The organism is Streptomyces sp. NPDC048523, assembly GCF_043199815.1.
Lineage (GTDB): Bacteria > Actinomycetota > Actinomycetes > Streptomycetales > Streptomycetaceae > Streptomyces.
This window is the reverse complement of sequence record NZ_JBICWQ010000019.1, coordinates 18232-41718: the sequence shown is the minus strand read 5'-3', so window position 1 is coordinate 41718 and position 23487 is coordinate 18232. Positions and strand designations below refer to the sequence as shown.

Genomic DNA, 23487 nt, shown 5'->3' with positions numbered 1-23487 from the left:
TCTGCCGCAGCCGTCGCGCCTGGCGCCCTCGGCCCCTTCTAGATCTGCCATGGGCCACGGGTCTGTGACGCACGATCAGCTACCTCCCCTACGCCCCGCAATGCGGAGTCAACAGAAACGGAGCTGATCTTCACAAGAGGGTCAGATTTCGGCCACTGAAAGTCCGCCAGATATTCAAATCTTGCCCTGCAAGTCACCAAGAAGTATTAAACGGCTGTTCGCGGCAGTATCCCCCGGTCGTCCCAATTGAACTGCCTTCATACACTTCGAGCCGAAGATAGTAGGCAGTTGAGCCTGTGGCCGCACCCTCTGCACCTTTTTAAGATTTTTATAAGAACTGAAAGAAGAAGGGGAGCAATCGGTAAGAAGACGACAAGATCGGTGCGTCCTGCACGGCAGCACATGAGGACGTCGTTCACGCCGCGGTTCTTGATCTCGGTGAGGATGTGCAGCCAGTGCTTGGCGCCCTCGCCGCCGTCGCCGGCCCACAGCCCGAGGATCTCCCGCCGGCCCGCGCCTCAGTGCACTGTGCCTGACGGATATGTACGGGACAGGCGGGCACGTACGGCATGTTCATAACGTGGGAGCCGATCCCCGACGCTGCCCATCATCGTCGAGCGTGAACCGTTCCCGTCCCCAGGGCGTCCATACGGGCACCTGACACCGTGGAGCCGCCGCACCATGAGCACATCCGAACCGCCAACCTGGCCGCACTGCGCACACGATGCAGATCCTGCTGCCAACCCGGTCGGTTGCCACGGCATCCACGTCCCCGGCCACACCGTATGCCTCGCCCACCTGGCCGACGCCGACCGCGACGCCTACCTGGCTGGCCTGACCCCCGGCGCAGACATCGACCACCGCGGTACCCGCTTCACCGGAGCCCTGCTCGGCGTCCTACTCGCCGCTCTTTGTGACCCCACGACCGGACAAGCACGCCTTGGCACTGCCGAGTTCGCGGGGGCGACCTTCGAGGGCGGCGCCAACTTCGGGTCGGCGGCCTTCGAGGGCGACGCCGGATTCGTGGGCACGACCTTTAAGCGCGCCCTGTTCCAGGGCGACGCCGACTTCGCGAGGGCGACCTTCGAGCGCGTCGCCAACTTCGGGTCGGCGACCTTCGAGGGCGACGCCGGATTCGTGGGCACGACCTTTAAGCGCGCCCTGTTCCAGGGCACAACCTTCGAGGGCAACGCCGACTTCGCGAGGGCGACCTTCGAGCGCGGCGTCGAGTTCCGGGCGGCGACCTTCGAGGGCGACGCCGGATTCCGGGCGGCTACCTTCAAGGGCGTCGCCATGTTCCAATCGGCGACCTTCGAGCGCGGCGCCTGGTTCCGGTCTCTGACCTTCGAGGGCGACGCCGACTTCGCGAGGGCGACCTTCGAGCGCGTCGCCATGTTCCAATCGGCGACTTTCGAGGGCCGTGCCATGTTCCGGGCGGCGAGCTTCAAGGGCGACGCCGGGTTCCAGGCAGCGACCTTCGAGGGCAACGCCGTCTTCGAGTCGGCGACCTTCGAGGGCGGCGCCGAGTTCCGGGCGGCGACCTTCGCGCGCGGCGCGGGGTTCCGGGCGGCGACCTTCGCGCGCGGTGCCGAGTTCCAGGCGGCGACCTTCATGGGTAACGCCAGGTTCGAGTCAGCGACCTTCAAAGAGGCTGACCAGCTCGGGCCTTTGGCGTGTACGGGGCGGGTTGTGCTTTCGGGTGCGGTGTTCGGCGGTCCGGTGACGCTCTTGTTCGTTGCGCACCGTCTGGAATGCCGTCGTACTCGCTGGTCATCCACAGCGGAAATTCGTCTGCGCTATGCCACCGTGGACTTCGCTCATGCGGTATTCGAGTACCCCCTCACGATCGCTGCCGAGCCGGATCCGTTCGTGTTCACCGACGGCAGACAGCTCGACGAAGATCCCTTTCGGAGCACGCCAGACCTTGGAGCGCGGGTGGCGTCGCTGCATGGGGTGGACGCGGCCCATCTGGTCCTGGCCGACCTCGATCTGTCGGGATGTCTGTTTGCCGGCACCGTGCACCTGGACCAACTCCGTCTGGAGGGGGCCTGCACTTTCGACACGGCTCCGCCTGCCGTTCACTGGTGGCGCTGGCCGCCCGTGCGGTTCACCGAGCGGCGCGTCCTAGCCGAGGAACACCACTGGCGTGCCGGCCAGCCGGGGGCATTGCGGGGCTGGAACGTGGCGGTCCTCGACGCTGGGCGGGCGGGGCCGTTGCAGCTGGCTCCGGTGTACCGGGCACTGCGCAAGTCCTTCGAGGACGGCAAGCACGAGCCGGGGGCCGCGGATTTCTACTACGGGGAGATGGAGATGCGCCGCCACGCCGACGACATCCCCCGCGGTGAACAAAGGCTGCTGACCGTGTACTGGGCGCTGTCCGGCTATGGCCTGCGCGCCTCCCGGGCCCTGGCCTGGCTGGGGGCGGCCATGCTCCTGACCATCGTCTTGCTGATGGCCGTCGGCCTTGCGAAGGACACCCCGAAGCAGACCGCGACCGGCACCATCCCGGTCGGCGGGGGCAAGGTCACCTTCGAGATCGACAAGGACGATCCCCAGAACCCGACCGGTAACCGGTTCACCGGCGAGCGCTTCGAGAAAGCCCTGAACGTCACTCTCAATTCGGTGGTGTTCCGCGCCTCCGGCCAGGACCTGACCACCGCCGGCACCTACATCGAGATGACCTCCCGCCTGACCGAACCCGTTCTCCTTGGCCTGGCCGTCCTCGCCGTCCGTAACCGCGTCAAACGCTGACGACCTTGCCCAAGGCCGTCCTTGCACGCCCGGGCCGTCGGCTGACGGCCCGGGCGTGCAGCGTGGAGTTGTCAGGCGTCGTCCGTCATGAGGCTCCTGGCCTGCTGCGGGTCGCTGAGCAGTTTCTGTGTCGCCGCCTGTGCTTCCCAGCGTGCGGCGGCCTGGGTCGGGGCGCGGCCGCTCTTGTAGTACGCCTTCGAGCCGTCGTCGCATTGCCGGTCGAGGGACCAGCGCCACTGACCGATGGTCGTGGCCTGGCTCCACAATGGGCGCCCGACGAATGGCTCCGGGGCGACCTGGGCCCACACCAGCAGGTCGGTTCCCGGGACGGGGACGCGCGCGCTGGCACAGCTATGGTCTGCTCCGGGTGTCTGCCACAGGAGAGCGGTAGGCACAACGTCCAGGGCCGACAGCTTCGCTGTGTAGGCGATCAGGTCGGCGAGATCCCACACCAGGGCCAGCGTGAGTGCGGCGCGCTGCAGCGGCGGCCAGTCGCCGGGGGCTTCCAAGAGCAGCACGTCGACGGCGTGGCCGATCCGGTCCTCGTTCAGCCGGCTCTCGGCCTCGAACTCCGCCATCGTGCTCACTTGGGGCTCGCGCCTGCCGGATGTTGTCTCCTCTACCAGTTCCAGGGCCAGAGCGACCATCTCGTGGTCGACCGACAGTGCGATCCCCACCTCGCGCAGTTGTTCCGGTGCCAGTTGTTCCACCAGGTTCTGGAGGTTGGCTGCTACCGCGCTGTTGGCCTCGCTCAGCCGGGGCCGCTCAACTCCGGGAACCGTCGGATGGCCCCATACGTGGGCTGTGTTCCACAGCCCCAGCAGTTCCCGGACATCGTTCACGCCCTCGACCTGTTCGGCGATGTCCAGGGCCGCGTCGACGACGGTGAGCGCGGCTGTGCTCTGTTCGGCGCCGGGTCGGCCGGCGAACCGGCACAGCTGTGCCGAGCGGCCGTCGACCGGCCCCAGCACCAGGCTGGCATTCTCGAACCTGTGCGTCATCGGGTCTTCTCCAGTCCTGGTCACAGCCGGTCGGTGAACACGCAGCGCGCATGCACAGCAAGCAGGCGGGCGGAGTCAAGGGGCGCTGCGGGAGTGAGATCGAGCGGCCCATACAGCAGGACCGAGCCTTTTTCGCGCGCGGTCTCCAGCCATGCGGCAGATGCCGGTGTCGGCTGCGGGGCGCTCCACAGGATGACGTCGTACGCGTCGGGGCGCCACTCCCGCGGTTTGCCGGGCAGGAGGGAGGCATCGAGGAGGCGGACGATGCCGAGCAGGGTGCCGTTCGTCTCGTGGATCTTCAGTACCCATGCCGGATCTTCCTCGGGCAGCGCTTCGGGAAGATAGGGCTCCCAGGCCAGGCGCTGGTGCAGGTCGTCGTAGCCGGCCTCACGACTCTCGGGGTCCGGAACCAGCGCGACGGAGGCGACGCGGCCGGACCCGGTGAGCGTCATGTCGGCCCGGACGCCGTACCGGGCGGGGTGAGCCAGACCCGAGAGGTCGAGGACCGTACCGGGGCCCGCGTCCTCGGGAGCGCTGCCGGGGACGGCGAAGGTGAAAGGCGACGGGCTTTTCTGGCGGGTGTTCTGGCCGCGCATGAGTCCAGGGTGCTTGTGCCCGTAGAACGTCCACAGGTCCAGCGCATCCTCCAGGAGCGCCGCACGGTCCTGGTAGTTCAGCGACTCGACGCAGCGGACCATGCCGCGGCCGTCGCCCGGCGACGATGCCTTCAGCGCCCGGAAGAACGCGTGGGCGGCTTCGGAGGCGAGGGAGCCCGCGTCCCGGGCATCGGCTGCGAGGCTGTAGACCGATCCGGCCGTCACCGCGAGCACGATCGGATCCTCGTCGAGGAGCTTCGCCGCCAGGGACTGCTGGCACGGCGCGCACCGCTCGAGGCATGCGCCGATCAGCGCGGACGCGGTCCGCATGTCCGGCGCGGTGTCGGCGCCCCAGCCGCCGGGACGGGCAGGCTGCAGGTCCTTGTCCGACGGACCGCTGTCGTGCTGGTGGAGGGTGCCGGCCTGTGCGGAGGCGTACGCGGCGCCCCGGGAGCGGCTCGTGTTCCGTGCCCGGCTCTTTCGACCGTGGCTCTTGGACATGGCTCTCTCACTTCCCGCGCCCGGCCCCATGATCCGATGCGCGCGATGAAGAGCAGCATGCGGAAGGCTCAACGGCCGTACAGCCGTCAGATGTTGACGTACACCTCGCACTGATGCTGCACAGACCGGCCCCCTTTGGGGAGGGGCCGCGGGCACCTTTGCCGTGGTGCGCCCCGGTCATGGGCCGGGGTGCGGGCTTGGGCCGATGCGACGGCCGCTGCAGGGCAGCCTACCGACCCGCAGCTGGCCGCGGGAGCGATGACAGAAAGTGCCCACAGCCAGCAGGCACGGCAGTACATCCAACTCTGTTTCCCTCTATTGGGTCACTGCTTGCGCAGGCAGTGCCGTGACCGCGAGGACGCTGCCGGAGGGCGGTCCGGAGACAGGGGTGCCCGCCGCGGGCGGGGTTGGCGTAAACGTGGAGCCGCGGCCCTTGGACATCCGGGTCAACACCTTCCTCGCGGATTTGCAGTCGCCAAGGGCGCGGTGGCGGCCGCCGAGCCGCAGCCACCGGGAGGCGCCGAGCCAGTCCTTGTACGCCTCCATGAGGCAGTACCAGGAGTCCCAGGGTTCCAGGTGCATCGGCTTCTTCCCCACTCGCCGGACATCGCCGAGGACGACTCCCCTGTCGAAGTCGGCGTTGTAGGCACAGATGACCTTCCCCTTGGTGACCTGGCGCAGCCGCGGGAGGATCCTCTCGAAAGGCCGGGCGCTGGCCACCATCTCGTCAGTGATGCCATGGACCCAGCGGGCACCGTCGCTGATCGGCTCGGTCGGCTTGACCAGGGTGTCCATCAATTTCTTCCCGGTGGCCGCGTCGATCACGGCGACCTCGACGGTCTGCCCAGGCAGGTCGGTCGTCTCGGTGTCGAGGATGACCGCGGCGTCCGGCGCGAGGAGTTCGCGTGCGCGGCGGGTCACCTTGCCCCATGCCGGGCACAGGGCGATCTCGCCGGCGTACGGGACGGTCGCCGCGTCCGCGAGCAGCTCCCGCAGGACCTCCTGCTTGGTCGGTCCGCCGTCGACGCGCTCCCAGTCCAGCTCCCAGCCCCCGGAGTACGGGGAGTTCCACGCCCACACCGTCGTACCGTGCCGGTCCGCCAGCCCTTGCGCGAATGCCTTCACCACGGCGGCCCGAGTGGGGGCGAGGGCCGCGTACTCGCGCAGCGGCGAGACCGTGCCCTTGGGCAGGCCCCGCACCGCTTCCCAGTCCACGCCCGGCATGTCCCGCACGGCGCGCACGTCGGCGAGCCGGTACAGCGCCACGGTGACGGTGCGGTGCCGGCCGACCTCGCGCTCGTAGGTGGCCGCGGGCGTGATCCACCCCGTGGCCTCGACGTACTTCCAGTCGGCCGGGTGCCGGATCTCCAGCACGTCCTCGGCGGCGGCCTGCGCGGTGATGTACTGCTCGCCGTCCGCCTCGGTGGCCAGCGTCTCCAGGTCGGTGATCAGGTAGCGGCCACCCTTGCCCTGGGTGATGCGCCCCTCGGCGCCCATCCGCTCGATGTCCCGCCAGTGCCAGCCGATCCGGTCTGCGGCCGCATCCCGCGTCAGGCTCGCCGCCTCCCACGCAAGCCGCTCGTCGACCACGTCGCGCACCAGGTCCTCGTCGAGGGCGAGCGCGGCCGCCGTCGCGTACATCGGCCTGCCCTTGAAGTGCCTCTGCACGACCAGGTGCTCCTGGTCGACGAGTTCGCCGATGTCGGCCATCGTCACCTCGATGCCCAGCCGCTGCGACAGCAGGCCCGCGATCCGCCAGGCTCCCAGCTCCTCCGGCAGTGCCGATGCCTCGGCGGCCGCTTCCGCGGTCTTGGTGGTGGTCTCGGTCATCCTTCCTCCCCCGTCTGTGTCGGTGTCGGGGCGGGAGTGGTGGTTTGCAAGCGGCGCCGCTCGGGGGGCCAGATCAGGCTCAGGTACTGCATGGTGCTGGTGGCGTAGCTGATGTCGACGTTCGCGTCGATCACCGTGTACGGCGTCTGTTCGGGGGCCTCGATCCGGACCGTGGCCTTGGGCCAGGGGATGCCGTCGCGTCCCTCGGCGTCGATGTAGCCGCCGAACTCCTCGTACCGGTCGTACCGGTCCCCGGGGCCGGGCACGCGCAGGTCCGGGGCGTACACGGTGATGGTCTGCCCGCCGTCGAAGGTCAAGGTGGCGGGCTCGGTGCGGGTGGTTCGGGGGAGCTTGCCAAGGGCGCGCAGCCACTGCTCGGCGGCCTCGCGGGAGAAGGTGGGGCTCTCCTCGGTTCCGCCACTGGCGTCGAGACCGCCGTGGCGGCGGCGCCAGTTGACGACCGCCACCCGGCCGACCCCGGCCATCCGGGCGATCTGGGACAGGTTCACCTGGGAGTCAGTCACGTCTGCTCCTCTCAGATGAAGCGGACGGTGGCGGTGACGGCCAGGAGCTCACCGGCGCCGGCAGCCGCGCGCAGGGCCTTGTCCCCGGCGTCTTGCACGGGCCCGGCGACCACGATGTGGCGTGTCTGCTCCAGCAGCGACCACCAGTCGGCAGGCATGGTCACGACCTCGCTCGCCCGCCACAGCTCGACCGCGACCTCGTCGCCGGAGGAACCGATGCAGACAATGCCCGCGAGCGCCCGGTCGGCCCGACGCACCCGCACCTCCCAGCGGGGGTCCGGCGCAGGCGAGAGGTCCAGGCCCCACCCGGGCCACCCGGCGCGCACCCGGAGGTCCTCGATGCCGGCGTCCTCGGTCTCCGGGGTCAGCGTCAGCATCGGCGTGGCCCGCTCACCTGATGCCAACGTCCCGACGAACAAGGCGTAGTTGGGACTCAAGTGGTAGGCGTCAACGTCGTCCAGAGCGAGATCGTCCACGGTGAACACCCGCAGCCCACCGTCCTGCACAGCATCCGTGTTCTCCCCGCCCGGCCCGGAGGGAGGCGTACGCGTGAGCAGCGGGGCGAGCAGGTCGGCGAGCTCTTCCGCGCTCGCCCCGGCCAGCGCCCAGTGATCGAGCGCGTCCTCAAGGAGCTCCGCGGCCTGCACGGTGTCCATCTCCTCGACGGCCGCCCGCGCGGCGGCCCCATCTCCAGAGCCGGCGGCCGCGCGGGCGAGCGGCACCCACGACCTGGTCGTGGCCGACACCGCCGACGAGTGCGCGGCGGCCTCATTCAGCGCGAGGCCGTAGGGGACACCGGCGAGCGCGGCCAGCAGCGGCCGGTGCCTGTCCACGACCTTGTCCACGAGGGTCTCCTGGCACGGCCGGCACCTCGACCGGCAGGCCCCCACCAGCCGGGCCGCGACCTCCAGGTCGCCCTCCCCCAGCTCGTACGGCGCCCGTTCGAGCACCGACACGTCGGCGGCCGGATGCCGGTGCACTCGCCCCGTCGACACCGAAGCCCGAGCCGCTCCCGTACGCACGGCGGCCCTCTTGTTCCGGGCCTTCTTCCGCTGGTTCTTGACCATGGCAGTCAGTCCTCACCTTGCGTGCACGGACCCATGACCCGAACACGCGCGCGACAAGACGACTGCGGTGATCGGCAACAGCACGCCGCAACACGGCGTGAACTTCGCACTGATGCGCACGAACTCGAAAGGTCCCGCGTACCTTCGCCCCAGGGCTCCCAGTCATGGGCAAGGGGCCAGCTTGGGCCGGTGCGCGGCCCGTACTCAGTACGGTACAGCCCACCACTGACACAGCGCGGAGACTCGAGGAACCGCCTCGCCGGACCGGACCGGGGTGCACCGTGACGCCGGTGGACGAGTGCGTCACAGAGACCTGGGGTGCGCCATGTTGTCGGCGAGTCGAACTAGCATCCACGCCATGAGTACTCCCGCCCCTGCCGTTGAGGACCAGCCATTCGACCCGAAGGCCTTCCCGAAGGACCTGATCGCCGCGCAGCTCAAGCTCGCTGAGCTGTACGCGGCGCTGAACGCCCACCAGGCGAAGCTTCCGTGGTCCCGGGACTCACATGCCGGATGGCCGGCAGAGCCGGAGCGGTGGTACCGCCCAGGGCACCCCGAGACGGACGGATGGGAGGCGTCCGCCGCCGAGACGTATGACGGGCTGTGGAAAGCGCTCCGCAAGGCGGCCGCGGCCGTGCAGGGACACGACCACTGGAGCCGCTGCAAGCAGCACGGAGTCACGGGCGCCGACCTGGTCGCCACCCGGCAGGCCCTCAAGAACGCTGATGGCGCCGTCCCCTCGGGTATGGAGGACGTGCCCGCCCTCGACCAAGAAGACGTCGAGCGGGCCGCCTGACAATCCCCGGAGCGACCGCGCTGCCGGCCGCCGCGGGCCAGGCGGGGCGCTGGGATTCGCACGCTCACCAAGTACGGGCCCGACCAAGCAGGAGGTGCGGCGGGAACTGCTCGCCGACCCGGCGGCCGCCCCGTACAGCAAAAGCACTGGCACGGGGCGAAATCGTCGTGCATTCTGCCAGGTTGCCCACCTAGGAGGCCGTAACCGTGGCAGAGATCCTCTCGCTGGAAGAGCTACAGACGCCGGACAGCACCGCGCTCATCTTCACCCCGCTCGGGCTGGGCGGCCCGATGCCGGCCGAGCGGTCGGCTGAGTTCCTACAGCGGCTGGTCGCGGACTGCGAACTTGCTGCAGACGTGGCGGAGGGAACGCGCCGGGAGTTCGATCGGCTTCAGCGCCTCTTCGCCTACGGTCTGCTCGAGTACGACATCTTCACGATGGTCGACGACCGCGCCCTGCTGGTGATGGAGCAAGCGCTGCGAGAGCGGTTCGTCCAGTGGTGCGCCGGTACGGTCACCTTCGAAGACGCCAACGGCTGCGAGCCTCCGGTTACCGAGGACGTGCACGCCTACGACGACGTGCTTGCCGCGGTGAAGAAGGTGGGCAGGAGGAGACGGCGGAGCGCGCAGCGGCAGCCGTCGCCGCGGTGGCAGTTGAAGGTCGGCAGCACGCTGATCGACTTCAACGGGATGCTCGCCGGGCTCCGGGCCTGGGCGCGGGCGGCCGGTCTGCTGCGTGGCCAGCGCACGCGTGGCATCGAGCATGCGATGTCGAGTCTGCGTAACGCTGTCGCGCACCCGACGGGATACCACCGCACGACGCCTGTGGAGGCGGCGCGGACCCTGCGCGACCTGACGGAATTCATCAACCAGTTGTGGGGGCATTCGACGCCTGGCGGGCGCCTGTATCCCGCCCCGGTGGAACGCGACATCGTCGTCATGGCCTGGAACGACGAGGGAAGTGTCCACATGGCCCAGGCCGATGCCCTGCGCGAGGACACCGGTGCCGACGGATACCTCTACCTCCTGATCCGCAGCGCTTGCCGCCCCGGAAGCCGGTACGAGGACGCGCACTGGTCAGCGTTCGACACCCGGTTCGAAACCACGCAGTTCCCCTCGGACTACCTCTGGGGGCCCGGAAGCCGCAGCGACGCCCTGGCCTGGCTGGATGCCCAGCAGCCGAAAGGGGACACCGTCGACTACGTCGACCGCGTCTTCATGCTCCGCGAGCGCGACGGCCAGGTGTACGCCCCGATGCGCCCCGAAGTGGCCGCGGGCCTCACCGAAGAGGAGCAACGCGGCACCTGGCACACGGTGCAAGCCGACTTCCCCGAACACGCCTTCGCCCACGTACGCGGCCTCAACGACGCCCCCGATGCACACGCCCGGACCGGCGACTGCGCAAGCTGCGCTGCTCATCACCTCGCCAGCGGCAGCCACGACCAGGCCTTGCAGGCCGCCGAAGACGCCGTCGGCCCCGTCACCCCCCGAAGGCCGCCTGCCGTACGTATCCCGGGCTCGTTCTTGTGGCCACATAGATTCTGAGCGCACTATCAGCGATGGGAGGGTTCGTCGGTCGACACCTCTCATCCAGCGCACCCCTGCACTGCAAGCAGGGGCAGTGGAGGGGCGGCTCCCGGCCCAGGGCGCAAAGTGCCGGGGCCGCCCGAGCCCTGTTGTCCTGTCAACACAGGGCACTGCCACGCTAGGGCCCAGCAGGCGGCCTCGCCAGCCGCAGACTAAACGGACCCCGCGCCCGACGACTTCGTTCCCGCAGCTCGGTGCCCTCGGAGGACCGGGGCTGGCAGACATGCAAGGTTCGTGTCACGAACGGGGCGGGCGGCCACCCGCGCAGGTGGCCGCCCGCGCGTGCGGTTACAGGCTGAGGTAGCAGCGCACGGTCGTGCCGTCGTCGCCGGTGTGTACGCGCACCAGATCGGACACGTAGTTGACCAGCATCAGGCCCCGGCCGCCCAGCTGGCCCGGCTTCGGCGGGCGGCGGCCGGCCAGCGGATCGGTCAGCAGGCCCGCATCACGGACCTCGATCACGAGCTGGTCCTGTTCAGCCCACACCGCGAGCGTCCCACGGCCTCCGCCGTGCACCACGCTGTTGGTCGTCAGTTCCGCGACCGCCAGCTCGACGTCCATCAGCCGCTGCCCGGCCATGCCCAACTGCATCGCCTGAGCGAGTGCGAACTTTCGGACTGCCGGAAGGTCCTCATCATCGAAGGAGAAGGCAGCGGCGTCCGGCGCCGGCGGCAGCTCCTGGTTGTACCGGTCGACGACCGCCTGCCAGTCGTAGACGTCGCTGACCGACTCATGGCCCTCCCCGCTGATGAGGGTCGGGTGGGTGACCTTCGCGTCGGCGATCACCTGCGGATCCAGCCGCACCTCGTCGTAGGGGCACAGGATCGTCACCGCCCGGCCCTCGAACGCCGCGTTGATCAGCGCCTCGTGCTGCGCGCACGCCGGGTACTCCACCGCGCTGCGCCCCGCCCAGATCGGCTCGCCGATGATCCGTACCCGCCCGTTGGGGTGGGCGTCGGCGAATCCGCGCAGCACCTTGGGGATGATCCGCCCCGGGTTGCGGCCGGCCTCGGTCATGTCCAGGAACAGGATGCCCTCGGCGTCCGAGCCCAGACCTGCCTTGATCAGCTCCAGGTTGGGGCCGGGCACCGCCACGGCCATCGGCTCACCGTTGGTCAGGCCCTCGCGCAGGAATGCCAACGTCTGCCGCGTGTACTCCTGATCGGTGCGGTAGAACAGGGCAGGATGCACGAACGCCTCATGGGTGGTCACCGTGCTCATCACGAAGCCACCTCGATCCGGTCCAGGCCCGGCCAGAACATCTCCAGCACCCGCGGCAGCTGCGGCGGGGGATTCTCGACCACAACCCTCCCGTCGGGCAGGTTCATGGCGGTGAGCGCCAGCGCGGTCACCCCGGCCACGTCGACGAACGCCACATCCGACAACTCCACGTACGACACGCCTGCGTGCCGCCGGGCCAGCTCAGACAGGGCCTGCTCCCACGACGGACGAGTCAGGACGCTGATCTCACCGCGGGCTCGTATCCCGGAACGACCGGGCAACGGGCTCACCTCCAACGCGGCCCTCCCGGACTCCGCCGGGGCCGGCCTGCCCACCGCATGTGGGATGTCCACGCTCGGGCTCCTTCACATCAAGCCGCCGGCTGACCGTCCCGGCACAGGCAGAGGAACAACTCGTCCTGACGGGGCAGTCTATCCAGGCGGCACACACGCCCGGTTCTCTCAGCTGGTTGCGCCCCGTCCCCAGTGAGCAGGGGGGAAGCAAGTCCCCGCGGCTGTCCTCCGGAACGCTACAACCAGGGGGACTGACCGTAGTGACGCGTTGGAATCGAATGGATGCTGACAGGAAACCCGGGCAGGCGGATGAGCGTCCCCCTGTCCGCTGTCGTTCCCGGTGATTGCCTTGGCCCCGTCCGTACCTCCCCGTCCTCAGTCCGCATCGGCGTCGGCCGATGAGCTGATGGAAGAGCGGGAACGGTTGCGGGCAGAGAACCGGCAGCTGCAGCAGGCCCTCGCCTCGCACGCCGTCATCGACCAGGCCATCGGTGTCCTGACCGTCCTGGGACAGATACCCCCGCGCGACGGCTTCACGGTGCTGCGGGAGGTCTCCCAGCACACCAACATCAAACTCACCCAGGTCGCTGAACAGGTCCTCAACCACGGCCAGGGCGCAGCCCTGCCCGATGTCCTTCTCGGAGAACTGCACGCGGCACTGGCCCGCCAGGCAGCCTCACGGCGTGCCTGACCGGGGCGGGTTCTACAGGGGCCGCCGTCCGGCGACGGTGCCGCCGGGGTCGTCCAGGAGGGCGATGCGGGCGGTGATGCGCTTGCCCACTGGCTCGCGCTGCGCTTCGAAGCCCTGGGCGACGGCCATCACGATCTCCAGGCCGTGCTGCCCTACGCGTCCTACGTCGGCGGCCCGGGCCACCGGCAGCACCGGATCGCTGTCCCACACCATCACCTCGACGGCGTCGCCGGCGATCCGCAGGTCCAGCAGGACTGGTCCCGGCGCGTACTTGAGTGCGTTGGTGACCAGTTCGCTGACCACCAGCTGGGTGAGGTCCATGGCACGCTGCGAGACCGGCAGGCCGTGCTCGGCCTGCGCGCGGGTGAGGAAGCCGGCGGCGAGATGGCGGGCGCGGGCGATGCACCTACCGTCGCCTTCCAGGGCCACCGTGGTCTGTATGGCCCGCTCCCCCGGCGCCGGGACGTTCTCACTCACGGGAACTGCTGGCATCTCGGTCCTTCTCTCCCCCGTTCACACCCCACGCGTACCCCCAGCACCCGCTTTACGCCTTCGACATCAAGGCATTACCACCCTGTCCAGGGGCGGCACTGCAGGTGAAGGCGCTGGTGTGCCAGGATCACCGGCATGACTGGGGACGAGATGCCGGACACCGAACAAGCTCCGCAGCCAGACCAGCTGTCGATCGTGGACACCTCCAGCGAGGGCATCCGCATCCTCACTGTCGCCGGTGAGATCGACTACGACACATGCGAAACGCTACGCCAGGCGCTGGACATCCCCGCCACGCCGCCGCCGCGCCTCGTGATCGACATGCAGCAGGTCACCTTCATGGACTCCACCGGCATCAACCTCCTCATCGCCGCACACCAGAGCGCCACCGACGCCGGTGGCTGGATACGCCTGGCCGCACCCACCAGTTCCGTCATGCGCACCATCCAGATCGTCGGCCTCGACACCCTCATCGACTGCCATGCCACCCTTCGCGAAGCGCTCAGCCCCTGAGCCGTAGAACGGTGATCGCACCACGGCTACACCCCGTCAGCCGCGATGCCCGGCACCATCTCGACGCAAAAATGTGCACCATGGCACCCATGCGACCGGTGAGCGTCGGCCCACCCGACAGCCAGGGCGGCCGGTTGGTGCAGATCCACAACCACGCCGTCGGCCGCGCCTACGGCCTGTGGGACATGGTCGTGTTCCTCCATCGCGCCGGGCTCGACGTGGGAGAAGAGGACGAGATCGCCGCCTCGGACCTGATCGACTGGATCGGCGGAGGACCGACCGTCTGGGAACCGCGACGAAGTTGATGTCGCGTGCAGGGCGCCCAGCCACAGGAATAGTAACTTTGCGTATCCGATTACTTGCTAGTTGTTATTGGATTGTGGATGGGAAAGACCCTCATGAACTTCGCCCCCACGCGTGCCGGTCATTTCCTCGCCGGCACGGCCGCCCTCGTCGCTGCGGCCGTGTTCCCTGTCGTCACCGCGCATCCCGCCGCCGCACGGGACTCCTTTCGGATCGAGACCGTTGCCGGGGGGTGCCTGGAAATCGCGGACGCCAGTACGCACAACGACGCCCCACTCCAGCAGTACCGATGCCTCGGCACGGACAACCAACGCTTCACCATGGAAGACGCCGGCGACGGCCTCGTCAGGATCAGGACGTTCGCCGGCAAGTGCCTGGAAACCCTGCGCAGTGATCCGAGCCCCAACGACCCGATCGTGCAGGGGGACTGCGACAGCCGCTACACCTTCCAGGAGTTCTTCATCCACGACATGGGCGACGGCACAGTCAGGATCGAGGCTGACAACACCCTGCTCTGGGGCGTCGAGAACGGGCACCCCGGGCTCCTCGCCCCGGTCGTGCTGACCGACGCCGGCGAACCCGGCCAGGAATTCACCTTCATCCACTGACACTCACGTCAGCCCCGGCACCCGCAGCACTGGCCGCGTACAGACCACAGCTACGACCTCACCCCCGCCTGCCGAACCACCCCGCCAGGGAGCGATCAGTCCCTCTTCGGCTGAGTATCCTCTCTGCCGGGCCGGGAAGGGCTGTGGGGAGAAGGGGGCCGGCCGGTGCCCGCACTCCAACGGTGTATGCCCGCTGAGTACCCCTGCCGGCGCGCCGACCCGAAGCAGACTCCTCCGCGGCTGCTTGCACTGCACGAACAACAAGCCAGCAGACCGAACTGGGTTGTGCCCCGCCTCTTAACGGCGCCCCAGGTCGCCACCCGTCCAGCGCATCGGCCACGGAGCGCCGCACCGGGGCGCCCCCCTCATCTCGCCACCTGAGAACGCGTCAGCCCTGTGGGTGCCGATGACGATCCTCGCGTCTTCGGCGGGGCCAGTTGGTCATCTCCTTGAATAGAGCCTGGGCATGCCCGGGGAGGCCCCGGCTCGAATGCCATGTCGCTGGCCGTCGTTGAGGAGCCGGGCGATGGTGTCTTCCTGAGCCGGGGGCCCCGCCGGAAACTCGCGGCGCTCATCGGGCTCTGGGTCGGACGCCTCTCGGAAGCTGCTCGGCGACCAGGTCGTAGGAGTCCTGGACCGCGTCGGTGATCAGCCGCTCGGTGCCCGGCCCCAGCGAGATCCAGTGGCGTTTGTCGAGGTAGCGGCCCGGTGTGATGGAGGCGTGGCCGCGTTCCAGTGCCCGTGCGTGCTCGGGTTCGCACTTGACCGTGATGATCTGGTCGTCCAGGTCGTCGGTGATGATCAGGAACACCTTGCCCGCGACCTTGTACACGTCGAGTCCGGGGGTGAAGGGGTAGCCGTGGCTGACGTCGGGGAGGGCTAGGGCCGCCTGCCGGGCGGTGTCCTGAAGCCGGTCACCAGCCGCGCTCACCGGGCCGCCCGCGTGCCGGTGCCGTAGGTGTGCGGGTCGACGGGCCGCTCGGCCTTGGGCAGCTGGGCGACGACGAGCCGGTAGGAGTCGGTGACGAGCTCCCGGACGAGCTCCTTGTCGACGCCTTCTCCGCCCTCCACGGTGATCCAGTGCTTCTTGTTCATGTGATAGCCGGGGGTGATCTGGCTGTACTGCTCCCGCAGGGCGTGGGCCTCGCCGGGGTCCGCCTTGAGGATCACCACGGGCCGCCCCGGGACCTCGGTCATCAGCATGAACACCTTGCCGCGCACCTTGTAGACCTCCCAGTCCGGGCCGAAGGGGTGCTCCAGCTGGGCTCCCGGGAGTTCCTCCGCACAGTCGGCGGCGGTCCTGTGCAGGGCCGGTCCGTTCATGGGGCGATTCCTTCCTCAAGTGGTCACGGACTGTGGCATCGAAAGACGTGGAGGGCGCGCCGCGCGGGCCCGGTGGCATGTCCCATCCTTCCGCCGCAGCCGACCGGAAGGGCGGTAGGCTGCGGACACGTGATGGTCGATAAGCGACACTCAGGCCCGAGTGGCAGCACGGCCGGTCCGGCCGCGGTTCCGCTGTTCGCTTTCCAGCCCCCGGTCGGTACCCCGTACGGCCTTGAGGTGAGTACCGTCGAGGACTTCTTCGCCCAGCACGACGACTGGCCGTGGAACCCGCCCCGGCCTGGCCGCGCCACCTTCCACTACCTCATCGCCGTCACCGAGGGTGAGCTGCAGCACGACGTCGACCACGTCACTCGGACTGTCACCCCCGGCCAGTGGCTGTGGGTGCGTCCCGGACATGCACAGTGCTGGCATCCGCCCGGCGAGGCCCGCGGCCCGTTCATCCTGTTCGAACCGGACGTGCTGCGGCCCGACCTCGCCCGTCTCCTGGGCCCGCTCACCGCGCACGCGGCCCCTGCCGTGCTCAGCCCGCACCCCGATGACACCGCCTGGCTCCAGCAGACGGCACTCCAGCTCCTGGACGAACACCGCGCGCTGGGGCGCCGCCCCCTGGACATCCACCACGCGCTGCGGCGCAGCCTGCTCGAATCGCTGCTGCTGCGCCTGGCCAACTCCCCGGGCATCGCCCCCATCGGCACGGCCACGGCCCACGCGGGCCGCGCCGACCGGTACGGACGCTTCCTGGACGCCTTGGAGCTGCACTTCCGTGAGCTGCACCAAGCCGCGGACTACGCCGAGTTGCTCGGCTGCTCGGTCCGCACCCTCAGCCGCGCCGCCCGGGACGCCACCGGCAAGGGAGTGCGCGAGCTCATCGACGAGCGGCGCCTGCTGGAAGCCCGGCGCCTTCTGGGAGCTGCCCGGTGGGATGCTCGGAGGGTGGCCGTCCACCTCGGCTTCACCGACCCCGCGAACTTCGGCCGCTTCTTCCGCGACCGCACCGGCCTCACCCCGGCCGCCTTCGCGGCCGGCGAGGCCGCCACCGTCCCCCCTCCGCTCCCTGGCTGACGGTTCTCGGTGGTTTCCGGGCGGGTCTCAGTCGATGGCCTCGATGGTGACGTCGACTGCGCCGTCGTACTTCTTGAGAGCATCGGCCCCCGAGTCGATGTGGCCGAGGATGACGATGCCGGGGTCGGGGATGGACTGGCCGTCGTGGTCATAGAAGACGGCGATGTCGGGACCGGGTGACCAGTAGGCGATGTTGCCGATCTCGTAGCCGAACTGCGGCTTGCCCCCTGCGGTCAGAGACCGGGGCAGGTGACCGTACTTTTCGCGCGTGAGCAGGTCGTCCATCTGCAGCGTCAGCGGAAGCAGCGAGGCGAAGTCGCGTGCCGTCGCGTTGTCGTCGAGGGTTGCGGTGAGGACGGTCTCTCCGGCAGTCAGTCGGATTCTCATATGGCTCCTGCTCTCTGGGGTGTTGCTGGCAGCGGGTAAGGGAACTCATCGACGAGCGGCGCCTCCTGGAAGCCCGGCGCCTGCTGGCAGGCGCCCGGTGGGGTGCCGGGCTGGGCCGTCTATCAAGGACTTCTCCCACTCCAGTGCCAGTTCCTCGTACGGATGCTGTGGCCGGCCGTCGTCGACCGGCAGGCATCGTGCGCGGTTGGTTGTCGTTTCTCAGTTGCCAGGTCTCAGTCGGCCAGGACGACGACGTGCTTGCCCGGCGTGGTGCCGGACTCGACATCGGCCTGGGCGTCACGGACCTGCTCCAGGCCCTGGTAGACCTTCGCGACCGGGACTTTGAGACGCCCTGCGGCGATGGCCTGGAGCTGGCGGGCGAAGACGTCGGCCGGGAGGTCGGCTGCCTGACCGCCATAGGACGTCAGCCGCACCCCGCCCGGGATCATGAACGGGCTGAAATCGGGGATCGACCACTGGCCCGCCAGGGCTCCGGTGAAGCAGACCGTGCCGTGCCGACGGACGGTGCGCAGGCTGTCGGCGAGGACCGAGCAGCCCACCAACTCCAGTACGGCGTCGACACCCTCCGGCATCAGCTCGCGCACCTGGTCGGCGATCGTGCCGCTGTCGACGAGGGGATGGTCGACGCCCGCGGCCCGCAGGTCCCCGGCTCGTTCCGGGCTGCGGGTGGTGGACAGCACGGTGGCTCCGAGGTCCTTCGCGATGGTGGCCGCGCTCAGCCCGACCGTGGAGGTGCCGCCGCGGATCAGCAGCGTCTGCCCGGCCTTGAGGTCCAGGCCAGTGGTCAACGATCCGTAGGCGGTCTGGAACATCTCCGGCAGCGCACCGACGACCTCCCACGGCAGGCCGGACTCAAACGGGATCACCTGCGCCGCCGGGACGGTCACGTACTGGGCGTACGCGCCGTCGTACGAGCGGCCCATGCCGCCCATCATCGTGGCCACCTGCCGGCCCGGCCTCAGCTCGCTGTCTGCGTCGGCCTCATCGACCACGCCGACGCCCTCGATGCCGGGAACCCGCGGGTAGGTGACCACCGCGTCCGACTCGCCCCTGCGGGTGGTGACCTCGGACTCGTTGACCCCGAACGCCTTCACCCTGATCCGCACCCAGCCGGGCTTGCGTACAGGTACGGGGATTTCCTTGATCTCCAGTGCTTCAAGGCCGCCGGGGCGGGTGACGACGACGGCCCGCATCGTCGCGAGTGTGGCTCCGCCGGCTGCTGTCGATTGGCGCATGCCGAGTTCCTTGTCTCCTTGGCCTCATGGTGGTGCGAAGGTTGGGCCGGGGGTCCGCGTGCGGACAGCCGGTGGCGTACCTGCGCCGTTGTGCGTCTCTGTGTCGCCGACGGCTGTCAGGGGCGGTCGATGCCCTCCCACAGGTCGAGGACCTGCTGGTAGTGGACGGTGGCCTCGAAGGGAGGGCTGCCGACGCTTTCCGAGGTGGGCCGGTCCGTGACAGCGGGCCACAGCCGGGTCTGCTGGCCGGTGGCGAAGTCGAGCACGATGTCGCGGATACGCGTGTCACGCTCGGCTTGTTCGGGGCTGCGGCCCGGCTTTTCCTGGCCGACCAGGGCGTACATCTCGGTGCCGTGCACGGCGGGCGCGCCCTCGGCGGGCCCGATCAGAAGGAGGTGGGCGTTTCCGCCTGCGGCGGCGTGGGCCAGAGCGCCGCGAGCTGCGGGGATCGCGAAGAGGTAGTCCGCCATGACCGCGGCGCGGACCTCGGCCGGGGTACGGCCGCCCTGGTCGTAGGCGTCGACGATCTTCTGCGCGCGGGAGCGGGAGATGCGCCACCCCGCGACCTCGTCGACGACGCGGTCGACGGTGCCCGGGTCGAACCGGTCGAGGTCGTTCGCCACCCACCAGCCCATGTCGTCGCTGGCCATGCTCAGCAGGATGTCGACGTCGCGGTGCGCGCCCGAGGCGAGGACGTCCATGGGGTGGGCGTGCACGACCGCGCCGGGCTGCCCGATATCCAGGACGACGCCGGTGGCCTTGTTGTCCACCCCGCCGCGGACTCCGAGGTCGGTCGGGGCGACCTTGCGCAGGGCGTCCCGCAGGGAGAGCGGGTCGAGGTCCAGCAGCTTCTCCGGGTTGTTCGCGACGCCGAGTTCGGTGACGAACAGGTGCGCGAGTTCCTCGGCCCACCAGGCCGGGATGCTGCGGGCGGGCCCGCCGGAGAACCCGGCCAGGCGCCGGTACAGGCCATCGGCGGAAGAGGCGCCGAGCAGACCGAAGGTGGAGTAGGCGCCGCCGCTGTGGCCGTAGACGGTGACATTGTCGGGGTCTCCGCCGAAATGGGCGATGTTCCGCTGGACCCAGGTGAGCGCGGCGATGATGTCCTGGAGGAAGAGGTTGCTGGCCTCGGCGAGGCGCCCGCCATATTGCGAGAGCGAGAGCGCGCCCAGGGCGCCGAGCCGGTAGTTGATGGACACGCCCACCACGCGCCCCGTCGCGGCGAGACCGGAGGCGTTCGAGGTGAACTGTGTGTTCGCACCGAACTCGAATCCGCCGCCGTGGATGTACACAGTCACCGGGAGCGCCTTGTCGGCCGGCCTCTCGGGGGCCCACACGTTCAGGTTCAGGCAGTCCTCGCCCATCCCGCTGTCCGCTTCGAGCCAGTCGCCGCTGTCGGGCTGGACAGAAACGACGCCCTTGCGGTCGTACGGGAGATCCGGATCGAAATCCGCGACCGCGGGCCGGCGGTACCGCTCGGCGGTGGCGTAGGGGATTCCCCACCAGGACCGCACCCCTGGTGCAGTCGGAGCCTTGGGCGCGGTCGCGGTCATGGCGTGAGATTCCTTCCGGTCGGTCGGGGTAGTTCGCGCGAAGTGGCGGCGGCTGATCGCTCGCCGTGACGCTCTCCAAGCATTCCCTGGACTCCGACAAGGTGCCGTGCGGACAGCGGTCACCTGGTGGTCATCAGGTGACACCTCTCCTCCGCTCCTTCTCGCCGCCGGGCCGCCGCGGTGGCCCGGACGGCCTGAGGTCCTGCTGTCAGCGCGCCCGGTGGATTGTGGCCAGGGGAACCCAGTCGTGCAGGCACTGCATGCGCAGCTGGCGGGAACGGGCGTGTACGCGACCAGTGTCACCATCGCCGGAGCGATCGGCGGCGGTGAAACGCGCTTCGATCCGGCCGTGCTCGCCCAGGCATACCTTGACCTGCACCACCAGCCGGAGAGCGAATGGCAGCACGAGCTGCTGCGCGGCTGAACCTTCCACAGCCCCTCACTGCGCTGTCCGCGATGACTGCTCAGCGCCATCCCCCGCACCTCCACCAGGTGCAGTGTCGGACTGTGAACCGAACCCCTGGCCCTGCCACTGCCCCTGAGGGCGTGCGAGTTCCGCCCGTTCGAGCTTCAGGATTCCGCGAACCTGCGGGCTTCCGCCTTCGACCTGCTGCGGCTGTCCAGCACCGACACGACCGCCTGGCCCTATCAGCGCCGCCGGGCGGCCCTCGAGTCCGTCTTCGCCGCCCGCCGGCTCACCGCGCCGTGGACGCTGTGCCCGTCGACCACCAACCCGCAGACCGTGGCGCAGTGGCTGACGTGGGGGTCCGTCGGGTTGGAGGGTGTGCTGTTCAAGCGGCTCACGGATTCCTACCGGCCGTCGGCGCGGGGCTGGCTGAAGTACAAGCCGATCGAGACGAGCGGTTCCCTGCTCTTGGGCCGGTACGACACTGGCGGGCACCTGCACTATGTCGGCCGTACCACCACGCTGGCCGCGGCCGCCGGCCGCGCGATCGCACCCCTGCTCACCCCGGCCACCGCCGACCATCCGTGGACGGGCTGGTCGTTCTCCGCTTTCCCTGTTGGATCGGCGTGTTGAAGCCGATGCCTACTTCTCTGCCGTACCGGGTTCCCTGCTGAGGGACTCCTGGTAGGCGTCCGCATAGGTGCGTGAGTCCTTGACCAGGTCGTCGCAGAACGCGGCAACGTCGTTGCCGATGAGCTCTAGGACCCCCTTGCCTGCTGCGGCGCCTTCCTCGAAGAAGTCGACGATCCCGGGGAGCAGGGGTCCGTCAGGCAGGTCGATCGGTCCGACCTTGAACAGGTACTTCTGCATCTCCTTGTAGACGATCTGATAGTCCGGCGGGAGCGCCTTGACCCGAGCCATGTGTGCCCGCCACTGCTTCTTGCCCTCGGTGATGTCCTGGATGCTCACGTCAGCCTCCCAGCTGGCTCAGCTTCTTTGCGACGTTCCTGTTCAACTGCTCGCGCCACCGGTCGCGATAGGTTCGAGCCCCCTCTCCACCGGCCAGCGCGGTGCAGAACCCCGGGATGTCGTCGCCGAGTACCTCCTGGACGCTCTGTCCGTCCGCCGCTGCGATTTCGAGCAGCCCCAGGGCGGCGTCGAGGATCGGCATCAAGTTGCGGCCGGTGAAGTCTCCAAAAGGGAAGAGGTGGGCGATGATCTGCCCCCACGCCGCCTGGTAGGCGTCCGGCAGGGCCTCGGCCCGGGCTTGGAACGCCTTCCATTCCCTGGTGAGATCGCTGCCTGTGATCTTCTCCCAGAAGTTCATCTCCCGCCCCCCTTGAGCCTGTCGACGCGTGATGAGACGTACTGCCACTTCGCCCAGAACTTCGCGAGCTCCTCGCGTCCGGCGTCGTTGAGCGCATAGAACTTGCGTGGCGGACCGACCCCGGATGGTCGTTTCGTCACCTGGACGAGCTTGTTCCTCTCCAGCCGCAGCAAGATGGTGTACACCGTCCCCTCGACGACGTCGGCGAAGCCGAGCTCGTTGAGCTGACGAGTGATGGCGTACCCGTACGTTTCCTCGCGGCCGATGATCTCGAGTACGCACCCTTCCAGCGTGCCCTTCAGCATCTCCGTCAGGTCGTCCAACGCGAGTTCCCCTCACCCCTAGCGGTACTACGTACTACCGAGTACCACTACAGAGTATCACCGAGTAGTGGAGGATTGGTCAGCGCTGCAGTCTTGCCCTTCTGCAGGCTTTGGGGCTTCGCCTACCGCAACACGCAGAACTTGACAGAGAACCGCCGGGTGGGGCAGCCGGGAAACGCTGAACGTCACGCTGGTGGAACCGAGCTGGTGGTGGAAGTCGGCGTCGACGTCGCCCGCGACGCCTCCGGCCGGTGGCGTCATCCCGCGCGCTGGCACCGCGCTCGCCCCGACCTCTCCCCCGCCGACGTCCCCCGTCTGCCATACGGCGAGGCGCAACACCGGTGAGCGCCCCCGATCCCCCGCCGTGTCCGCGCCGCCCATCCCGCCCTCGACCACGGGCCCGGCAACGTCCGGTCCACCGTGATCAGTGGACGGTGGTGGACTTTCCCGTCTCCAGATCCAGCGTGGGCACCGGGCGGCGCGTGTCGTGCTGGCACGCGGCCCTGCGGCCGTGGTCGCGCGCCCACCTCCAGTTCCACCGTGCCTCCCCCTCCGGGGGTTCGGGGAGCATGCCGGTGAGCTGGTTCGTCCAGGCGTACAGGGCGTCTTGGGCTGCCTCGGGTGTCACGCAGGCGTCGCCGCGGTAGGTCGTCGTGTCGACGTCGGTGACGACGCCCGAGAGCAGGCGCACCGCTTCATGGGCATCGGTGAGCACGGCGACTGCGTCGCCGATGAGGGCCTCGTAGTGGGCTACCTGCTGGTGGTTGGACGCCTGCATGGCGGCGATGTCGTCGTGCTGGTCGCCGCGGGTTGTGCCGGCCTGCCCGCAGCCCTCCCGTTCGCAGGTCCAGCGGGACCAGGCGCCCCGTGCCTCCATCGTGTAGCCCCTGCTGTACCCGGCCAACGTCTGCCCCTCTCCTCGGCTTTGGGGCGCCAGTACATCAGCAGCCGCGCCGACGGTGCGGCGCTTCGCCGGCCTTCGCCCCGAGGGGGTGGTGGCGGGGCTGCTGGAGCCCGGGCGGGTGAATTTCTCCCTTGCGTATACGGGCGGGTATC

27 protein-coding genes and 1 pseudogene are annotated in these 23487 nt (G+C 69.2%); 10 read left to right on the top strand and 18 right to left on the bottom strand.

Going from position 1 to position 23487, the window contains the following annotated elements:
* Positions 1–398: 398 nt before the first annotated feature.
* Positions 399–512 (bottom strand): annotated as a pseudogene (locus ACGFWE_RS42880) (transposase); the annotation flags it as partial.
* A 169-nt stretch (positions 513–681) separates the two neighbouring features.
* Between ACGFWE_RS42880 and ACGFWE_RS42875 the strand changes: the two are divergent.
* Positions 682–2751, top strand: a complete 2070-nt coding sequence (locus ACGFWE_RS42875) for a pentapeptide repeat-containing protein (protein WP_393606049.1) — start codon at positions 682–684, stop codon at positions 2749–2751.
* Positions 2752–2822: 71 nt separating this feature from the next.
* Here ACGFWE_RS42875 and ACGFWE_RS42870 read toward each other — a convergent pair whose 3' ends face one another.
* The 5 genes from ACGFWE_RS42870 to ACGFWE_RS42850 form a co-directional block, all read right to left on the bottom strand.
* Positions 2823–3752: a hypothetical protein gene (locus ACGFWE_RS42870; RefSeq protein WP_393606047.1), complete on the bottom strand. Its 930-nt coding sequence runs from the start codon at positions 3750–3752 to the stop codon at positions 2823–2825.
* A 20-nt stretch (positions 3753–3772) separates the two neighbouring features.
* A complete protein-coding gene (locus ACGFWE_RS42865; RefSeq protein ID WP_393606045.1) occupies positions 3773–4849 on the bottom strand; it encodes a hypothetical protein in 1077 nt (358 codons plus the stop codon).
* A 315-nt stretch (positions 4850–5164) separates the two neighbouring features.
* Positions 5165–6679: a 3'-5' exonuclease gene (locus tag ACGFWE_RS42860; RefSeq protein WP_393606043.1), complete on the bottom strand. Its 1515-nt coding sequence runs from the start codon at positions 6677–6679 to the stop codon at positions 5165–5167.
* Entirely contained in the window at positions 6676–7203 is a 528-nt protein-coding gene (locus ACGFWE_RS42855) for a hypothetical protein (protein ID WP_393606041.1), read from the bottom strand. The genes ACGFWE_RS42860 and ACGFWE_RS42855 overlap by 4 nt, the downstream gene beginning before the upstream one ends.
* 11 nt (positions 7204–7214) lie before the next feature.
* The gene (locus ACGFWE_RS42850; protein WP_393606039.1) at positions 7215–8270 is read right to left on the bottom strand and encodes a hypothetical protein; all 1056 of its coding nucleotides are present in this window, start codon (positions 8268–8270) and stop codon (positions 7215–7217) included.
* A 358-nt stretch (positions 8271–8628) separates the two neighbouring features.
* Between ACGFWE_RS42850 and ACGFWE_RS42845 the strand changes: the two genes are divergently transcribed.
* On the top strand, positions 8629–9066 hold the full coding sequence (locus tag ACGFWE_RS42845) for a hypothetical protein (RefSeq protein WP_393606038.1): 438 nt from the start codon (positions 8629–8631) through the stop codon (positions 9064–9066).
* Between the two features lie 206 nt (positions 9067–9272).
* On the top strand, positions 9273–10610 hold the full coding sequence (locus ACGFWE_RS42840; RefSeq protein ID WP_393606036.1) for a hypothetical protein: 1338 nt from the start codon (positions 9273–9275) through the stop codon (positions 10608–10610).
* Between the two features lie 330 nt (positions 10611–10940).
* On the opposite strand, the gene ACGFWE_RS42835 is transcribed toward ACGFWE_RS42840, so the two are convergent.
* Both ACGFWE_RS42835 and ACGFWE_RS42830 read right to left on the bottom strand, forming a co-directional pair.
* Positions 10941–11873 (bottom strand): anti-sigma factor RsbA family regulatory protein, encoded by a 933-nt coding sequence (locus ACGFWE_RS42835; protein WP_393606034.1) that lies wholly within the window; start codon positions 11871–11873, stop codon positions 10941–10943.
* The gene (locus ACGFWE_RS42830; protein ID WP_393606032.1) at positions 11873–12226 is read right to left on the bottom strand and encodes an STAS domain-containing protein; all 354 of its coding nucleotides are present in this window, start codon (positions 12224–12226) and stop codon (positions 11873–11875) included. Before ACGFWE_RS42830 ends, ACGFWE_RS42835 begins: the two co-directional genes overlap by 1 nt.
* 346 nt (positions 12227–12572) lie before the next feature.
* Between ACGFWE_RS42830 and ACGFWE_RS42825 the strand changes: the two genes are divergently transcribed.
* Positions 12573–12857: an ANTAR domain-containing protein gene (locus tag ACGFWE_RS42825; RefSeq protein WP_393606030.1), complete on the top strand. Its 285-nt coding sequence runs from the start codon at positions 12573–12575 to the stop codon at positions 12855–12857.
* Positions 12858–12869: 12 nt separating this feature from the next.
* Here the strand turns inward: ACGFWE_RS42825 and ACGFWE_RS42820 are convergent, their stop codons facing one another.
* A complete protein-coding gene (locus ACGFWE_RS42820) occupies positions 12870–13349 on the bottom strand; it encodes an ATP-binding protein (protein ID WP_393606028.1) in 480 nt (159 codons plus the stop codon).
* Positions 13350–13484: 135 nt separating this feature from the next.
* Between ACGFWE_RS42820 and ACGFWE_RS42815 the strand changes: the two genes are divergently transcribed.
* The 3 genes from ACGFWE_RS42815 to ACGFWE_RS42805 all read left to right on the top strand — a co-directional run bounded on the left by ACGFWE_RS42815 (position 13485) and on the right by ACGFWE_RS42805 (position 14773).
* Entirely contained in the window at positions 13485–13862 is a 378-nt protein-coding gene (locus ACGFWE_RS42815; RefSeq protein WP_393606026.1) for an STAS domain-containing protein, read from the top strand.
* Between the two features lie 80 nt (positions 13863–13942).
* Positions 13943–14167: a hypothetical protein gene (locus ACGFWE_RS42810; protein WP_393606024.1), complete on the top strand. Its 225-nt coding sequence runs from the start codon at positions 13943–13945 to the stop codon at positions 14165–14167.
* A 78-nt stretch (positions 14168–14245) separates the two neighbouring features.
* Positions 14246–14773, top strand: coding sequence for an RICIN domain-containing protein (locus ACGFWE_RS42805; protein WP_393606022.1), 528 nt, complete (start codon positions 14246–14248; stop codon positions 14771–14773).
* 571 nt (positions 14774–15344) lie between these two features.
* Here the strand turns inward: ACGFWE_RS42805 and ACGFWE_RS42800 are convergent.
* Together ACGFWE_RS42800 and ACGFWE_RS42795 are read right to left on the bottom strand one after the other, a co-directional pair.
* A complete protein-coding gene (locus ACGFWE_RS42800) occupies positions 15345–15704 on the bottom strand; it encodes an MmcQ/YjbR family DNA-binding protein (RefSeq protein ID WP_393606020.1) in 360 nt (119 codons plus the stop codon).
* Positions 15701–16096, bottom strand: coding sequence for an MmcQ/YjbR family DNA-binding protein (locus ACGFWE_RS42795; RefSeq protein ID WP_393606018.1), 396 nt, complete (start codon positions 16094–16096; stop codon positions 15701–15703). Before ACGFWE_RS42795 ends, ACGFWE_RS42800 begins: the two co-directional genes overlap by 4 nt.
* 237 nt (positions 16097–16333) lie before the next feature.
* On the opposite strand from ACGFWE_RS42795, the gene ACGFWE_RS42790 reads away from it, so the two are divergent.
* Positions 16334–17179: a helix-turn-helix domain-containing protein gene (locus ACGFWE_RS42790; RefSeq protein WP_387847265.1), complete on the top strand. Its 846-nt coding sequence runs from the start codon at positions 16334–16336 to the stop codon at positions 17177–17179.
* 27 nt (positions 17180–17206) lie between these two features.
* On the opposite strand, the gene ACGFWE_RS42785 is transcribed toward ACGFWE_RS42790, so the two are convergent.
* The 3 genes from ACGFWE_RS42785 to ACGFWE_RS42775 form a co-directional block, all read right to left on the bottom strand.
* On the bottom strand, positions 17207–17566 hold the full coding sequence (locus ACGFWE_RS42785) for a cyclophilin-like fold protein (RefSeq protein WP_362576264.1): 360 nt from the start codon (positions 17564–17566) through the stop codon (positions 17207–17209).
* A gap of 233 nt (positions 17567–17799) precedes the next feature.
* Positions 17800–18822, bottom strand: a complete 1023-nt coding sequence (locus tag ACGFWE_RS42780; RefSeq protein WP_393606015.1) for an alcohol dehydrogenase catalytic domain-containing protein — start codon at positions 18820–18822, stop codon at positions 17800–17802.
* 116 nt (positions 18823–18938) lie between these two features.
* A complete protein-coding gene (locus tag ACGFWE_RS42775) occupies positions 18939–20375 on the bottom strand; it encodes a carboxylesterase family protein (protein WP_393606013.1) in 1437 nt (478 codons plus the stop codon).
* Positions 20376–20622: 247 nt separating this feature from the next.
* Between ACGFWE_RS42775 and ACGFWE_RS42770 the strand changes: the two genes are divergently transcribed.
* Together ACGFWE_RS42770 and ACGFWE_RS42765 are read left to right on the top strand one after the other, a co-directional pair.
* On the top strand, positions 20623–20799 hold the full coding sequence (locus ACGFWE_RS42770; protein WP_393606011.1) for a hypothetical protein: 177 nt from the start codon (positions 20623–20625) through the stop codon (positions 20797–20799).
* 96 nt (positions 20800–20895) lie between these two features.
* Complete coding sequence (locus tag ACGFWE_RS42765; protein WP_393606073.1) at positions 20896–21414, top strand: hypothetical protein; 519 nt, start codon at positions 20896–20898, stop codon at positions 21412–21414.
* 9 nt (positions 21415–21423) lie between these two features.
* On the opposite strand, the gene ACGFWE_RS42760 is transcribed toward ACGFWE_RS42765, so the two are convergent.
* The 4 genes from ACGFWE_RS42760 to ACGFWE_RS42745 form a co-directional block, all read right to left on the bottom strand.
* A complete protein-coding gene (locus tag ACGFWE_RS42760) occupies positions 21424–21750 on the bottom strand; it encodes a DUF1048 domain-containing protein (RefSeq protein WP_393606009.1) in 327 nt (108 codons plus the stop codon).
* A gap of 1 nt (position 21751) precedes the next feature.
* Entirely contained in the window at positions 21752–22108 is a 357-nt protein-coding gene (locus ACGFWE_RS42755) for a DUF1048 domain-containing protein (RefSeq protein WP_393606007.1), read from the bottom strand.
* A complete protein-coding gene (locus tag ACGFWE_RS42750; RefSeq protein ID WP_393606005.1) occupies positions 22105–22431 on the bottom strand; it encodes a PadR family transcriptional regulator in 327 nt (108 codons plus the stop codon). Before ACGFWE_RS42750 ends, ACGFWE_RS42755 begins: the two co-directional genes overlap by 4 nt.
* A gap of 424 nt (positions 22432–22855) precedes the next feature.
* A complete protein-coding gene (locus ACGFWE_RS42745; RefSeq protein WP_393606003.1) occupies positions 22856–23335 on the bottom strand; it encodes a hypothetical protein in 480 nt (159 codons plus the stop codon).
* Positions 23336–23487 lie beyond the last annotated feature (152 nt).